We start from the raw sequence: 14,793 nt of genomic DNA on the forward strand, positions 1-14,793 counted from the left end.
ATGCAGGGTACAGTGTTAGATAAAATCGTGAAAGACAAAGCCATTTGGGTTGAGGCACGTAAGCAGCAGCAACCCCTGGAGAGTTTCCAGCAGCGCATTACGCTTTCCAACCGTAGTTTTTATGACGCACTGCAGGGCACCCGCACTGCCTTTATTCTGGAATGCAAAAAAGCCTCTCCATCCAAAGGGCTGATTCGTGATGATTTTGATCCCGAGATGATAGCCGGGGTTTATCGCCACTATGCATCTGCGGTTTCCGTGTTGACCGATGAGAAATATTTTCAGGGTGACTTCGCCTTTTTACCTGTCGTCAGTGCGGCCATAACGCAGCCTGTGCTGTGCAAAGACTTTATTATCGATCCTTATCAAATCTATCTGGCACGTTACTATCAGGCCGATGCCATCCTGCTGATGCTGTCAGTGGTGGATGACGAGCAGTATCGTCAGCTTGCTGCGGTTGCGCACAGTCTACAGATGGGCGTGCTGACCGAAGTCAGTAACGAACAGGAGCTGGAACGCGCCATTGCGTTGGAAGCGAAAGTGGTGGGCATTAATAACCGCGATTTACGTGACCTGTCGATTGATCTGAATCGGACACGCGAACTGGCACCCCGTCTGGGCCAGGGCATCACCGTCATCAGCGAGTCAGGCATTAACAACTATCGTGATGTCCGTGAATTAAGTCATTTCGCCAATGGTTTCCTTATTGGCTCTGCATTAATGGAAGAAGACGATCTTCATGCGGCAGTGCGTCGTGTCACCCTGGGCAGCAACAAAGTCTGTGGTTTGACCCGTCCTGAAGATGCCTGCGCCGCCTGTGATGCGGGCGCCCTTTTTGGTGGGTTAATCTTTGTCGAGGGTTCGCCGCGTCAGGTTGATACCGATAAAGCGCGGGCTGTTATCGCGGGTGCGCCGTTGAAGTATGTCGGTGTGTTCCGCAACGCAGCAATAAGTGACATTGTCACTAAAGTGACTGTGCTACAGCTCAGCGCCGTGCAGTTACACGGTGATGAAGACCCCGCCTATGTAGCTGCGCTTTATCAGGCCTTGCCTGAACAGGTGCAAATCTGGAAAGCGCTGAGTATTCAACATGCCCTGCCTGAGCGTAACTGGCCCCATGTGGATCGTTATGTTTTTGATAATGGCAACGGCGGCTCGGGCCAGACATTTGACTGGTCACTGCTTCAGGGCCAGGACCTCAAGAATGTCATGCTGGCGGGCGGCCTGAGTGCCGATAACTGCGTCGAAGCCGCGCAGCTTGGATGTGCAGGGCTGGACTTCAATTCGGGTGTGGAAAGCGAGCCAGGTATTAAAGACGCCAGCAAAATTGCCGCCGTATTCCGGACGCTTCGCGCCTACTGATTGACCGGGCCCGTGTTGTGGCGGGCCACAAAAAAGGATAGCAAAACATGACCTTACTCAATCCCTATTTTGGCGACTTCGGCGGCATGTATGTGCCGCAAATTTTGATGCCAGCGCTAAAACAGTTAGAAGAAGCCTTTGTTAGCGCGCAGAAAGATCCTGAATTTCAGGCTGAATTTACCGACCTGCTGAAAAACTATGCGGGCCGTCCCACGGCGTTAACCCTGTGCAGCAACCTGGCAAAAGGGACAAAAACCCGCCTGTATCTGAAACGCGAAGATCTGCTGCACGGCGGTGCGCACAAGACTAACCAGGTTTTAGGACAGGCTCTGCTGGCGAAACGCATGGGCAAGAATGAGATCATCGCCGAAACCGGTGCAGGTCAACATGGCGTTGCCTCTGCGCTCGCCTGTGCGTTACTGGGCATGAAATGCCGTATCTATATGGGTGCTAAAGACGTGGAGCGTCAGTCGCCGAACGTCTTCCGTATGCGCCTGATGGGTGCCGAAGTGATTCCGGTACACAGTGGATCAGCCACGCTGAAAGATGCCTGTAATGAAGCGCTACGTGACTGGTCAGGCAGCTATGAAACCTCGCACTATATGCTGGGCACCGCTGCCGGCCCGCACCCCTTCCCGACGATTGTGCGCGAATTTCAGCGCATGATTGGTGAAGAGACCAAAAAACAGATTCTGGAAAAGGAAGGTCGCCTACCGGATGCGATTATCGCCTGTGTTGGCGGCGGTTCCAACGCCATCGGTATGTTTGCCGACTTTATTGACGAAGAAGGTGTCAAGCTGATTGGCGTTGAGCCTGCGGGACACGGTATTGAAACGGGTGAACACGGTGCGCCACTGAAGCATGGTCGCGTCGGCATTTATTTCGGTATGAAATCACCGATGATGCAGACCGATGAGGGGCAGATTGAGGAGTCGTACTCAATTTCAGCCGGGCTTGACTTCCCTTCTGTTGGCCCACAGCACGCCCATCTCAACAGCATTGGTCGGGCCGACTATGTGTCAGTCACCGACAATGAAGCGCTTGCTGCTTTTAAAAAGCTGTGCCGCGCCGAAGGCATCATTCCTGCGCTGGAGTCGGCTCATGCCCTGGCGTATGCCCTGAAGATGATTGAGGCAGAACCGGAAAAAGAGCAACTGATTGTGGTGAACCTTTCCGGTCGCGGTGATAAAGATATCTTCACCGTTCACGATATTCTGACTGCGCAGGGAGAAATCTGATGGAACGTTATGATCAACTGTTTACGCGTCTGGCGGCGAAGAAAGAAGGCGCACTGGTGCCCTTCGTCACGCTGGGCGATCCTTCACCCGCGCTGTCATTACGGATTATTGATGCGCTGGTAGAAGGTGGGGCTGACGCGCTTGAACTGGGCATCCCTTTTTCCGATCCGTTAGCGGATGGGCCAACCATCCAAAGCGCCACGCTACGGGCATTTGCGGCCGGTACCACGACGGCACAGTGCTTTGAAATGCTGGCAGCTATACGTCATAAATATCCTGAATTACCTATTGGCTTACTGATGTATGCCAACCTTGTATTCAGCAACGGTATTGATGAGTTCTATGCGCGTTGTGCCCAGGCTGGAGTTGACTCAGTGCTTGTGGCAGATGTGCCTGTGGAAGAATCAGCGCCGTTCCGCCAGGCTGCGATGCGACATGGCATTGCGCCAATTTTCATTTGCCCACCTAACGCCAGCGATGAGCTACTACGTGAGATTGCCTCTCACGGGCGCGGTTATACCTATCTGTTATCCCGTGCCGGCGTCACCGGGACTGAGAAGCGGGCCAGCCTGCCGCTGGATCACCTGATTGCAAAGCTACGTGAATATCACGCCGCGCCACCGCTACAGGGCTTTGGGATTTCCGAACCCTCACAGGTCAAAGAATCGCTCGCGGCGGGGACTGCCGGTGCGATTTCCGGCTCGGCTGTGGTCAAAATTATTGAGCAGCATCAGGCCGAACCCGAGGTGATGCTGGATGCCCTGAAAACCTTCATTGGTAACCTGAAAGCCGCTACCCGCTAATCGCCTTCATGCCTTACCGTCCGGTAAGGCATGATTTCCCTGTTTTTTTTCATTACCGGTTTGCTAATTTCGGATTTCCTGCACCACAATTAACAGGCGCCGTTATGGTAACGTCGCATCCAATTTGTGACAGGGAGAGAAGCAATGAAATGGTTTAAAGTGCTGGCAAGTGCCATGGTCGCGGCTGTTGTTGCATTAACACTGAGCGCCTGTGCGCCAACGCCAACTAAAGAAGGCACCGGCGGTTATATTGATGACACAGTCATCACGACCAAAGTGAAAGCAGAACTGTTAAAAGATGAGTCGCTGAAATCGACTGAAATTAACGTTGAAACCTTTAAGGGTAAAGTGCAGCTCAGCGGTTTTGTCAGCTCGCCGCAGATGGCTAACCATGCAGTACAGGTTACCCGCAGCGTGGCCGGCGTAAGATCCGTCGTCAATAACATGCAAATTAAATAACGCCGTATCCATTACACGAAGGGCCACTTTTCAGTGGCCCTTTTTTTATCAGAAGCGGTAACCTGCCCCGAAGAAGAATACCCAGGGATCAACGCGCATATGGATGTTCTGCTGCTGATCGCCGGCTTTGAATTTCACGTCAGTATCAATATCCATGTACCACAGAGACGCGTTCAGCATCCAGTCACGGTTGATCTGATAATCCAGCCCGACCTGACCGGCTACGCCCCACGAATTTTTCAGACTCAGATCGCTTAAGCCCGCATCACGTCCGGTCTGGTTAAAATCCGCATCATAAAAGGTGGTGTAGTTCACCCCCACGCCGACATAGGGACGGACCTTACTCTGGCTGTCAAAAAAGTAGTACTGTGCCATCAACGTAGGCGGCAGCTGTCTTACCGTCGCCAGGGTGCCGGTTGGGCCAAGCCCCACTTTATGACGAAACGGCGTGGCGGCCAGAAGCTCGAGGCCAATATTGTCAGTAGCCATATAGGTAAAGGTTAGGCCCAGCTGGGTGTCATTGCTGGCGCTAAAGGACCCCATTCCCAGCACATTGTCCGAGCCTTCGGTGGGGCGAACGGTAGCACTCCCTGCACGCACAAAGAAATCGCCAGCCTGATGGGCCAGCGCAAATTGCGGTAACGCAAGCGCCAGCAGCATGGCGCATTTAGCCAGTTTCATGTTCACTCCTGTGAGAAATTAAATGCCTGCACTGAATTATTTTTGCCCGCACAGATTTAGCGCGATTCTTTGGTAAATGCATCTAAATCAACTTAGAAAAATGATTTAAAAAACAATGAATTGATTCAAGTCAATTTTACACCTGCTGCTGCAGGCTAAATATCTCTTGCCGAAATAATATCGCCGCATTACTTTGCTCTTCTTTCCTGACTATTTTGGTTCGATGCCTTAGAGGTGGCGGGCGATCAAATGAGCGAAAATATCAACCCTTGTATTAGCTGTGGTGCCTGCTGTGCCCACTTTCGTGTCTCTTTTTACTGGGCTGAAGCCGATGATGCCGGCGGTCTGGTGCCCACAGAACTCACCGAGCCGTTGAGTCTGTTGATGCGGAATATGCGCGGAACTAACGATCGCTCACCGCGCTGCGTCGCCCTTAAAGGCGATATTGGCGGCTGCGTTTCCTGCGGTATTTATGAGAACCGGCCCTCACCCTGTCGTGAGTTTGACATGTCCGGGGAACAAGGTGTCTGGAATGAAGGTTGCGATCGGGCCAGAGCACGGTACGGCCTCCCCGCACTTTTTCACCCATCTTTACCTGTTATGACAGAAAGTTATCCGGTTGCGGGTGCCAGCGAGCCTCCAGAACATGTACAATCGCCGGGTTAATTAACCCGGTTCTTTCAAGGAGAGTACATGTCTATCACGGCAAGCTCGTTATACCGTGACACTGGAAATTTTTTTCGTCATCAATTGTTCACCCTGGTGTTAATGTCGCTGCTGACCGCGTTTGTGACGGTCATGCTGTTACACGTTTTAACGCCCGGTGAAGATCAAATGGCGATTTTGCAACAAGGCGAGATAAGCAGTACGTCGCTGTTTGACCTGGTGCAGAGTATGACACCCGAACAGCAACAGGTGCTGCTCCGCGCCTCTGCAGCCGGGACGTTTGCGGGCCTGGTGGGGAATACGCTGCTGTTAGGCGGTATGCTCTGTCTGATTCCGTTAGTCTCTTCAGGCCAGCGTGTCAGTGCACTGCGTGCGATAGGCGCTGCCGCGCCCTTGCTGCCGAAGTTACTGCTGCTGACTTTTTTAGTCACCTTAGTGGCGCAACTGGGTTTTATGGTGTTGGTGGTGCCCGGCGTATTGCTGACTATTGTGCTATCACTGTCGCCGATTATTCTGGCCAGTGAAAAACTCGGCGTTATCGCCTCGATGCGCGCCAGCATGCGGATGGCATGGAAAAACGTGAAGCTGATTGCCCCTGCCATTATCCTGTGGTTACTGGCGAAGCTTGCCGTAATGTTTTTCTTTACCTCATTGACGGTATTACCTATAAACGTTTCAACGGTCATTTTCACCGCTATAGGTAACCTGGTTTCCACTCTGTTAGTGATTTATTTGTACCGGCTTTATATGCTGTTACGTTGATTGTCCGTGCGCCGCCCGGCGCACTGGCTGGAAAGGCAGCCTTAACTGGAATGACTATGAAGCAGCTACTCGACTTTCTTCCCCTTGTTGTTTTCTTTATTTTTTATAAGTTGTACGACATTTTCGTGGCGTCGGGCGCACTGATTGTCGCAACCGGTCTGGCACTGGTGGCGAGCTGGGTGCTGTATCGCAAGCTCGAGAAAATGACCATCTTTACCTTCGTTCTGGTGGCGGTATTCGGTACGCTGACGCTGGTTTTCCATAATGATGAGTTTATCAAATGGAAAGTCACGGTTATTTACACCCTGTTTGCGCTGGCGTTACTGTTTAGCCAGTGGTTTATGCAGCAGCCGTTAATTCAGACCATGCTGGGTAAAGAGCTGGAGCTGCCTGAGCACGTCTGGCGTAAACTCAACATTGCCTGGGCACTGTTCTTCTTGATTTGTGGTCTGGCGAACATATATGTTGCATTTTGGTTACCCCAGTCATTCTGGGTTAACTTTAAAGTGTTTGGACTGACCGGCCTTACGCTGCTGTTCACGCTCCTGAGCGGCGTCTATATCTGGCGTAAGATGCCGCAACAAGAACAAAAATAATCCTGTTGCCCGTGTTAGCGGGCAACGTTTCTCTTACGATGACATAAGAAACCAGAGCAATGGACGATAAACATAAATTGCCCCAGGGCGAAATGGTGATGCGCACCCTGGCCATGCCAGCGGATACCAATGCCAACGGCGATATCTTTGGTGGCTGGTTAATGTCACAAATGGATATGGGTGGCGCGATTCAGGCTAAAGAGATCGCCGAAGGCCGTGTTGTTACCGTTCGCGTCGATGGCATGACGTTTTTAAAACCCGTCGCGGTGGGCGATGTCGTCAGTTGCTATGCGCAATGTATTCGAACCGGCAACAGTTCGATGACGATCAACGTTCAGGTGTGGATTAAGAAAGTCTCTTCTGAACCGATTGGGCAGACCTACTGTGCCACCGAAGCAGTGTTTATTTATGTCGCTGTCGATAACGAAGGACAGCCTCGCCAACTGCCCGCAGGGCGGGATAATCAGTCATTCCCTTCCTGATAAAGCGATGCATCTACAATCCCGCTAACAGCCCGTTCGCGGTGAGCGCTTGTCACGTGTAGATCGCTCACCGCTGCATCACTTTCGCCCCCGGCGTCACTCGATGCTGGCCCCGCCATTAATTTTGAACACGATATTCATCGTCAAACCGCTGCCCGGCTTACCACTTTGATAACGCCACGTCCGCATAGCCTGTTTAACGGTGCGCTCAAACATGTTACGCGGCTCAGCAGAAAGAATGTCGATATTATCGACCCGACCATCGCTATCCACGTCAAATTTCACCCTGACGCGTCCTTCGATACGTAATGCCGCAGCCCGAGGCGGATAAGACGGCTTACTGATATTAAGCGCTTTAGGCCCGGTGGATACGCTCTGCGTCGGTGCTGCCGACGGCGTACTTTTCGGGGCCGTCGTGGGTTTACTTTGCGTTGCAGGCGCATCCTGCTTAAACGGGTTCGCCTGCGGCTTCACATCCTGACGCGGTTTAACTTCGCGTTTTGGCTGTTCGTGCCTGGGCTCTGGCTTAGGTTTCGGCTTAGGTTTAGGTTGCGGTTTGGGGATCGGCACAGGCACGGGCTTCGGCGGCTCTGGTGCGGGTTGAGGCTCCGGCACGGGCTCCGGTTCTGGCTGGGGTTCCGGTTGCGGCTCGGGTTGAGCGACTGCAGGTTCAGGCTGAACGTCCGGTGCAACCATGGTCACGCTAATCGGCTGCGATGCCTTGGGCAACTCAATGGTCTGATGAAAAGACGCATAGAGAATCCCGCCAATGACTGCACCGTGAAGCGCAACAGACAAGATCATAGCAACAGGCGAGCGTTTAGGTAAGGGCATAGTCAGCGTGGTCATAACAATCGCAGTAATGAAATGAAGTCCCGATTTTAAATGCAAATAGCAATCAGTTTCAATAACCTCCTTATGATGCGGCTAAAAAAGCCTATTTAGCCCAATATGCTGCGTAGGTCATTGACGCAAGGTTTCGTTTGCACTCTACTTAACTATCACTTACCGTGTTGCAAAATTTAAGAGTTAATGGGAGCGCCCAATTGCTTTACGTCATTTATGCTGAAGATAACGCCGATTCTCTGGAAAAACGCAACGCCGTGCGCCCCGCTCACCTGGCACGTCTGAAGTTGTTACATGAAGAAGGTCGGCTAATCGTTGCCGGGCCTATGCCTGCGGTGGACAGTAACGATCCTGGCGTTGCTGGGTTTACGGGCTCTACCGTGGTCGCTGAATTCCCGTCACTGGAAACGGCGCAGGCCTGGGCGGCAGACGATCCCTATATCGCCGCGGGCGTTTATAAGCAAGTCAGTGTGAAGCCCTTCAAGCGCGTTTTCTGATTCGACTCCCATGCAAAAAAGCTTCCGGGCAGCCGCTCTGAAGCTTTTTTTTCGAGATGATGTTTTATGCAAGCGATCATTTTGACCCTGTTACTGGTCATCACGCTGTTAGTTGGGGCGGCGCTCTGTCTGTGGCGCAAACACGGCTGGCGTAATAAAAAACACCTGATAGTGATGCTGATTGTTCTGGCCGCCGCGGTACAGTTGGTCAACGTAAAATTATTGATGACCGGGCAGTAGATTTATCAGCCGCTCAACGCGGCTGAATGATTACAGATTTTGCGTGATAAACAGAATGGAGCGACGTTGCTGCTGCGCCAGTTGATGGCGAATCCCGTGAATACGTTTATAGCGACGTGACTGCCCTTCCAGCCAGCGCGAACGTCGGCGCTGTACCTGACGCAACATTCTCCAGCGGGCAACTTCGTTTCTGCTTTTTCTCATTACGTCCTCTCTGACACCAAACTCACGCGCAGGCATTATAAAGATCTCTGAGCCAATGCCAAATCGGATCTTTCATCGAAAAGCCGTTATTATTAAGGGTTTCGCTCCTCTGCATCTCCACGTAAACTTCTCAAACTCAAGCGCGAACAGGATGTCCACTTAATGACCACGTTTTACACGCTTATCAGCTGGTTGTTGTTGTTTGGTTACTGGTTGCTGATCGCCGGCATCACGCTGCGCATCCTGATGAAGCGACGGGCCGTGACCTCAGCCATGGCATGGCTGCTGATTATCTTTATTCTGCCACTGGTGGGCATCATTGCTTATTTATCCTTTGGCGAACTGCATTTGGGGAAACGCCGTGCTGAACGGGCGCGTACCATGTGGCCGTCCACCGCCCGCTGGCTGAATGATTTAAAAAAGCGCACCGAAATTTTTGCAACGGATTACAGCGACGTTGCGCGCGCTTTATTTCAATTGTGCAATAACCGCCAGGGCATTGCGGGCGTAAAAGGTAATCAGCTACAGCTACTGACCAGTTCTGATGACGTGATGAAGGCGTTAATTCGCGATATCCAGCTGGCGCGTCATAACGTCGAGATGGTGTTCTATATCTGGAATCCGGGCGGTCTGGCGGACGAAGTGGCCGAGTCGTTAATGGCCGCATCACGCCGTGGCGTTCACTGCCGGCTCATGCTTGACTCTGCGGGGAGCGTTGCGTTTTTCAGAAGCCCGTGGGTGGGCATGATGCGTAACGCAGGCATCGACGTTGTGGAGGCGCTTCAGGTCAGCCTGCTGCGCGTATTCCTGCGCCGCATGGATTTGCGTCAGCATCGTAAAATGGTGCTGATTGATAACTATATTGCCTACACGGGCAGCATGAATCTGGTTGATCCGCGCTTCTTTAAACAAGAGGCTGGCGTGGGTCAGTGGGTTGATCTGATGGCCCGAATGGAAGGCCCGGTATCGACGGCGATGGGGATTGTCTATAGCTGTGACTGGGAGATTGAAACAGGCAAACGTATTCTGCCGCCGCCGCCCGACCGCAATATCATGCCATTTGAGCAGGAAAGTGGCCACACCGTGCAGGTTATCGCTTCCGGCCCTGGTTTTCCGGAAGACTTGATTCACCAGGCGCTGCTTACGGCAGTTTATTCAGCACGTGAGCAGCTAATCATGACCACGCCCTATCTGGTGCCGAGTGATGACCTGCTTCATGCTATCTGCACGGCGGCGTTACGCGGAGTCAACGTGAGTCTTGTGGTGCCCCTTCATAATGATTCTCTGCTGGTCGGCTGGGCAAGCCGCTCATTTTTTGGCGAGCTACTTGAGGCTGGCGTGAAGATCTATCAGTTTGAAGATGGCCTGCTGCATACCAAAAGCGTACTGGTGGACGGTCAGTTGAGCCTGGTCGGCACCGTCAATCTGGATATGCGTAGTTTGTGGCTGAACTTTGAAATTACCCTTGCCGTGGATGATGCCGGATTTGGCAGCGATCTGGCCTGTGTGCAGGACGACTATATTGCCCGTTCGCGCCTGCTTGACGCTAAACGCTGGGCAAAACGTGCCTGGTGGCAGCGGATTGTCGAACGACTGTTTTACTTCTTTAGTCCTTTACTGTAAAACGAGCGAAATTACGAACTGCCCTTAGATAAACGGGACTGAGAATGGATCTAAACAACCGCCTGACAGAAGACGAAACGCTGGAACAGGCCTACGACATTTTTCTTGAACTGGCAGGCGACAATCTTGATCCTGCCGATATCATTCTGTTCAATCTGCAGTTTGAAGAGCGCGGTGGCGCAGAGCTGTTCGATCCGTCAGATGACTGGCAGGATCATGTGGATTTTGATTTGAATCCTGACTTTTTCTCAGAAGTGGTGATCGGTCTGGGTGAAGCGGACGGCGAGCCAATTACGGATGTCTTCGCGCGCGTACTGCTGTGTCGCGAAAAAGATCACAAGCTGTGCCATATTTTATGGCGTGAATAGCGGACAGATGGCAAATAAACGCCGGGCAAATGCCCGGCGTTTTGCTTTATAACGGGTCCACCTTCAGGCAGGACACCGCGTGACGGAAACTGCCTTCAAGCAGCGGTCGGGTCTTCGCACACTCTGGGCCGGCAATCGGGCAACGCGTACGGAAGACACATCCAGAGGGCGGATTAATCGGGGACGGTAATTCCCCTTCCAGAAGCTGAATCTGCTTATTTTTCTCCAGGTCCGGATCGGGGATCGGCACCGCCGACATCAGCGCTTTGGTATAAGGATGCTGCGGATTGGTGTACACCTCATCGTAAGTGCCCAGCTCAACGGCATGTCCCAGATACATCACCAATACGCGATCGGAGATATGTTTCACCACCGCCAGGTCATGGGCGATAAAGATCAGCGACAGCCCCATTTCACGCTGCAGTTGCTGTAGCAGGTTAACCACCTGCGCCTGGATAGAGACGTCCAGCGCCGACACCGGCTCATCGCAAATGATCAGCTTAGGCTCAAGTATCAAGGCGCGCGCGATGCCAATACGCTGGCACTGCCCGCCAGAGAACTCGTGAGGATAACGGTTGATCAGGTTAGGCAGGAGCCCGACCTTCATCATCATGGTCTTGACGCGATCTTTGATATCCTGGCGCGACAGCTCCGGGTGATAAGTGCGTAACGGCTCTGCGATGATATCGCCGATGGTCATACGTGGGTTTAACGAGGCCAGCGGGTCCTGAAAAATCATCTGGATATCGCTACGCGCCTTGCGCCACTCTTCCTGGCTCTGTCCCAGCAGGTTGCGTCCCAGCCAGGATACGCGGCCCTCTGTGGCCTTAACCAGGCCAATAATGGCACGCGCCAGCGTAGACTTGCCGCAACCTGATTCACCGACAACACCCAGCGTTTCGCCCTCATACAGGCGCAGGCTGACCCCATCGACGGCCTTAAGGGTTTTTGGCGGCTGCCAGAACCACTGCTTGCCATCTTTGATATCAAAATGGACTTTCAGATCGGCGATTTCGAGTAAGACTTTTTTCTCTGCCAGGCTGCTCATACGAGTTCCTCCACCGGCTTAAAGCAGGCGCGTAAACGCCCTTCTGCAAAAGGTAACAGCGGCGGTGCTTTAGAACAGATATCCATGGCATGAGGACAGCGCGGCTGGAACGGACAACCCTGCGGCAAACGCAGCAGGTTAGGCGGATTCCCGGGAATAGTCGTCAGGCTTTCCCCTTCTGCATCCAGCCTTGGGACGGCGTTAAGAAGGCCAATAGAGTAAGGATGGGCTGGCTGATAAAAGACATCGCGTGCACGGCCATATTCCATCGTGCGTCCAGCATACATCACCAGCACTTTGTCGCAGATCCCCGCGACCACCCCCAGATCGTGGGTAATCATGATGATCGCCGTATTGAACTCGCGCTTGAGTTCATTCAGCAATGTCATAATCTGCGCCTGAACCGTCACGTCCAGTGCGGTCGTGGGTTCATCGGCAATCAGCAGCTTAGGACGACACATCAACGCCATCGCAATCATTACACGCTGACGCATCCCGCCTGAAAACTCATGGGGATACATTTTCATGCGTTTACGCGCTTCCGGCATTTTTACCGCATCCAGCATTTTTATCGACTCTTCAAATGCCTGGGCGCTGCTCATGCCTTTATGCAGCTTCAGCACTTCCATTAACTGCTCGCCAACCCGCATGTAGGGGTTCAGTGAGGTCATGGGGTCCTGAAAGATCATGGCGATTTGTTCGGCACGCAGTCTGTTCAGCTGTTTTTCGGGCAGGTTAAGGATCTCCTTACCGTTAAACAACGCCGACCCGCCGATACGACCATTGCTGGCCAGCAGCCCCATCAGCGCAAACGCGGTTTGGGATTTGCCTGAGCCCGACTCGCCCACAATGCCTAAGGTTTCCCCCGCGCGCAGTGAAAAGTTGAGATCGTTAACCGCCGTTACGTCACCATCGTGGGTGCCAAAAGTGACGCGTAAATCTTTGACATCAAGCAGCAGTTCGCTTCCCGTGCGTGCAGCCTGAGAAGGCTGAAATTCATGAATAGTCATCGGGAAACTCCTTAACGATCTTTGGGGTCGAGGGCATCACGCAGGCCATCGCCAATAAAGTTGAAACAGAACAAGGTGACAACCAGGAAAACCGCCGGGAACAGTAACAGCCATGGCGAGACTTCCATGGAGTTAGCACCATCGCTAAGCAATGCGCCCCAGCTACTCAAAGGCTCCTGGGTTCCCAGCCCCAGGAAGCTCAGGAAAGATTCAAACAGAATCATACTGGGCACCAGCAGCGAAGCGTAAACCACCACCACACCCAGTACGTTAGGGACGATATGGCGCGTCACAATTTTCCAGGTGGAAACGCCACCGACATGCGCGGCTTCGATAAACTCTTTACGTTTCAGGCTTAAGGTCTGACCACGCACGATACGCGCCATGTCCAGCCAGGAAACCATACCGATAGCGGCAAAAATAAGCAGGATATTGCGGCCAAAGAAGGTCACCAGCAGGATAACGAAGAACATGAACGGGAAGGAGTTAAGGATTTCCAGAATACGCATCATCACGGAATCCGTTTTCCCCCCGAGGTAACCGGCGATTGAACCGTACAGGGTGCCGACGATGACGGCGATCAGGGCGGCGGCAATCCCGACCATCAGGGAAATACGCCCCCCAATGGCGACGCGCACCAATAAATCGCGCCCTGATGAGTCAGTGCCGAACCAGTGACCCGAGGTCGTATCCGGCGGTGATGACATCATTCCCCAGTCTGTATCGAAATAGGAGAACTGTGACAGCATAGGCGCGAAAATCACAAACAACGTGATGAGCATCAGCACCATCAGGCTAATTAACGCGGCACGGTTATGGATAAAACGACGTCGGGCATCCTGCCACAGGCTACGCCCTTCGACTTCCAGTTTTTCACTGAATGCATCAAGAGCTTCGCTATTTTTCTTACTTAACATCATGGCGAACTCCAGAATCAGTAGCGGATTTTCGGGTCGATTACGGCGTACAGCACATCGACAATCGCGTTAAACAGAATGGTTAATAACCCCACCAGAATGGTCAGGCTCAGCACCAGTGAGTAATCACGGTTCAGCGCACCGTTCACGAACAGCTGACCAATGCCCGGCAACCCGTAGATGGACTCAATGACCATAGAGCCGGTGATAATGCCGACAAAGGCCGGTCCCATATAAGAAATCACTGGCAACAGCGCAGGCTTCAGTGCATGACGTAATACGATACGACGCAACGGCAAACCTTTCGCACGCGCGGTACGAATAAAGTTGGAGTGCATAACTTCAATCATTGAGCCGCGGGTAATACGCGCGATACTGGCGATATAGGCGAGTGAGAGCGCCACCATCGGCAGCAGCATGTAGTTCCATTGTCCGCCGTTCCAGCCGCCGCCGGGGAGCCACTTAAGCGTGATAGCGAAAACCAGAACCAATAGCGGTGCGACCACGAAACTGGGTATCACCACGCCGGTCATTGCCACCCCCATCACAACATAATCCCACAGGCTGTTTTGTTTCAGCGCCGCGATTACGCCGGCCGTTACCCCCAGCACCACCGCCAGAATAAAGGCGGCAAGGCCCAGCTTGGCAGAAACCGGAAACGCATGGCCGACCAGGTAGTTCACCGAATAATCTTTGTATTTAAACGAGGGACCAAAATCGCCGTGCGCCAGTTGAATAAGATAATCAACATATTGCTTGCCGATAGGATCGTTGAGGTGATATTTCGCCTCAATATTTGCCATGACCTCTGGCGACAGCGTGCGCTCGCTGGTAAAAGGACTGCCGGGTGCCAGTCGCATCATAAAGAAGGAGATGGTAATCAGAACGAAAAGCGTCGGAATTGCTTCAAGCAATCGACGCAGGATGAATTTTAACATTGCCGTACCTACCAGGCTGGTGCTTCACATTGCATTAAAAAAAGTACAGGCGG

The 14,793-nt window shown here is 52.7% G+C and carries 19 protein-coding genes; 12 read left to right on the forward strand and 7 right to left on the reverse strand.

Going from position 1 to position 14,793, the window contains the following annotated elements:
* The 4 genes from trpCF to A6A26_RS16755 all read left to right on the forward strand — a co-directional run bounded on the left by trpCF (position 1) and on the right by A6A26_RS16755 (position 3,862).
* On the forward strand, positions 1–1,362 hold the full coding sequence (trpCF, locus tag A6A26_RS16740; RefSeq protein WP_156506676.1) for a bifunctional indole-3-glycerol-phosphate synthase TrpC/phosphoribosylanthranilate isomerase TrpF: 1,362 nt from the start codon (positions 1–3) through the stop codon (positions 1,360–1,362).
* 47 nt (positions 1,363–1,409) lie between these two features.
* On the forward strand, positions 1,410–2,600 hold the full coding sequence (gene trpB, locus A6A26_RS16745) for a tryptophan synthase subunit beta (protein ID WP_063879783.1): 1,191 nt from the start codon (positions 1,410–1,412) through the stop codon (positions 2,598–2,600).
* Positions 2,600–3,403 carry a tryptophan synthase subunit alpha gene (gene trpA / locus A6A26_RS16750; protein ID WP_063879784.1) on the forward strand — a complete coding sequence of 268 codons (804 nt, stop codon included), beginning with the start codon at positions 2,600–2,602 and terminating at the stop codon, positions 3,401–3,403. The genes trpB and trpA overlap by 1 nt, the downstream gene beginning before the upstream one ends.
* A gap of 144 nt (positions 3,404–3,547) precedes the next feature.
* Positions 3,548–3,862 (forward strand): BON domain-containing protein, encoded by a 315-nt coding sequence (locus A6A26_RS16755; protein WP_014605729.1) that lies wholly within the window; start codon positions 3,548–3,550, stop codon positions 3,860–3,862.
* Positions 3,863–3,910: 48 nt separating this feature from the next.
* Here A6A26_RS16755 and ompW read toward each other — a convergent pair whose 3' ends face one another.
* A complete protein-coding gene (gene ompW / locus A6A26_RS16760; RefSeq protein WP_063879785.1) occupies positions 3,911–4,543 on the reverse strand; it encodes an outer membrane protein OmpW in 633 nt (210 codons plus the stop codon).
* Positions 4,544–4,792: 249 nt separating this feature from the next.
* Between ompW and A6A26_RS16765 the strand changes: the two genes are divergently transcribed.
* From A6A26_RS16765 to yciA, 4 genes are read left to right on the forward strand one after another with little or no spacing between them, the layout of a single operon-like run.
* Positions 4,793–5,209: a YkgJ family cysteine cluster protein gene (locus tag A6A26_RS16765; RefSeq protein WP_063879786.1), complete on the forward strand. Its 417-nt coding sequence runs from the start codon at positions 4,793–4,795 to the stop codon at positions 5,207–5,209.
* 27 nt (positions 5,210–5,236) lie between these two features.
* Positions 5,237–5,971 carry a YciC family protein gene (locus A6A26_RS16770; RefSeq protein ID WP_063879787.1) on the forward strand — a complete coding sequence of 245 codons (735 nt, stop codon included), beginning with the start codon at positions 5,237–5,239 and terminating at the stop codon, positions 5,969–5,971.
* Positions 5,972–6,027: 56 nt separating this feature from the next.
* Entirely contained in the window at positions 6,028–6,567 is a 540-nt protein-coding gene (locus A6A26_RS16775; RefSeq protein WP_063879788.1) for a septation protein A, read from the forward strand.
* Positions 6,568–6,626: 59 nt separating this feature from the next.
* Positions 6,627–7,049, forward strand: coding sequence for an acyl-CoA thioester hydrolase YciA (yciA, locus tag A6A26_RS16780; protein WP_063879789.1), 423 nt, complete (start codon positions 6,627–6,629; stop codon positions 7,047–7,049).
* Between the two features lie 96 nt (positions 7,050–7,145).
* On the opposite strand, the gene tonB is transcribed toward yciA, so the two are convergent.
* Entirely contained in the window at positions 7,146–7,898 is a 753-nt protein-coding gene (gene tonB / locus A6A26_RS16785) for a TonB system transport protein TonB (protein ID WP_063879790.1), read from the reverse strand.
* Between the two features lie 197 nt (positions 7,899–8,095).
* Here tonB and A6A26_RS16790 point away from each other — a divergent pair, with 197 nt between their 5' ends.
* Together A6A26_RS16790 and A6A26_RS25770 are read left to right on the forward strand one after the other, a co-directional pair.
* Positions 8,096–8,392 (forward strand): YciI family protein, encoded by a 297-nt coding sequence (locus A6A26_RS16790; protein ID WP_014605725.1) that lies wholly within the window; start codon positions 8,096–8,098, stop codon positions 8,390–8,392.
* A gap of 66 nt (positions 8,393–8,458) precedes the next feature.
* Positions 8,459–8,632 (forward strand): hypothetical protein, encoded by a 174-nt coding sequence (locus A6A26_RS25770; RefSeq protein ID WP_164484316.1) that lies wholly within the window; start codon positions 8,459–8,461, stop codon positions 8,630–8,632.
* Between the two features lie 30 nt (positions 8,633–8,662).
* Here A6A26_RS25770 and A6A26_RS25560 read toward each other — a convergent pair whose 3' ends face one another.
* Positions 8,663–8,836 (reverse strand): YciY family protein, encoded by a 174-nt coding sequence (locus A6A26_RS25560; protein ID WP_096010518.1) that lies wholly within the window; start codon positions 8,834–8,836, stop codon positions 8,663–8,665.
* 162 nt (positions 8,837–8,998) lie between these two features.
* On the opposite strand from A6A26_RS25560, the gene cls reads away from it, so the two are divergent.
* Together cls and A6A26_RS16800 are read left to right on the forward strand one after the other, a co-directional pair.
* Positions 8,999–10,459, forward strand: a complete 1,461-nt coding sequence (gene cls / locus A6A26_RS16795) for a cardiolipin synthase (RefSeq protein WP_063879791.1) — start codon at positions 8,999–9,001, stop codon at positions 10,457–10,459.
* Positions 10,460–10,497: 38 nt separating this feature from the next.
* Positions 10,498–10,827 (forward strand): HI1450 family dsDNA-mimic protein, encoded by a 330-nt coding sequence (locus A6A26_RS16800; protein ID WP_208624999.1) that lies wholly within the window; start codon positions 10,498–10,500, stop codon positions 10,825–10,827.
* Positions 10,828–10,873: 46 nt separating this feature from the next.
* Here A6A26_RS16800 and oppF read toward each other — a convergent pair whose 3' ends face one another.
* The 4 genes from oppF to oppB are packed head-to-tail and all read right to left on the reverse strand — an operon-like array spanning position 10,874 to position 14,740.
* Positions 10,874–11,875, reverse strand: coding sequence for a murein tripeptide/oligopeptide ABC transporter ATP binding protein OppF (oppF, locus tag A6A26_RS16805; protein WP_063879792.1), 1,002 nt, complete (start codon positions 11,873–11,875; stop codon positions 10,874–10,876).
* Positions 11,872–12,885, reverse strand: a complete 1,014-nt coding sequence (locus A6A26_RS16810) for an ABC transporter ATP-binding protein (RefSeq protein WP_063879793.1) — start codon at positions 12,883–12,885, stop codon at positions 11,872–11,874. The genes oppF and A6A26_RS16810 overlap by 4 nt, the downstream gene beginning before the upstream one ends.
* An 11-nt stretch (positions 12,886–12,896) precedes the next feature.
* Entirely contained in the window at positions 12,897–13,805 is a 909-nt protein-coding gene (oppC, locus tag A6A26_RS16815; RefSeq protein WP_063879794.1) for an oligopeptide ABC transporter permease OppC, read from the reverse strand.
* 14 nt (positions 13,806–13,819) lie between these two features.
* Positions 13,820–14,740 carry an oligopeptide ABC transporter permease OppB gene (oppB, locus tag A6A26_RS16820; RefSeq protein ID WP_013025963.1) on the reverse strand — a complete coding sequence of 307 codons (921 nt, stop codon included), beginning with the start codon at positions 14,738–14,740 and terminating at the stop codon, positions 13,820–13,822.
* Positions 14,741–14,793: the final 53 nt, after the last annotated feature.

Origin of the sequence: Pantoea sp. OXWO6B1, assembly GCF_001641135.1 — a bacterium.
GTDB classification, from domain to species: Bacteria; Pseudomonadota; Gammaproteobacteria; order Enterobacterales; family Enterobacteriaceae; genus Pantoea; species Pantoea allii.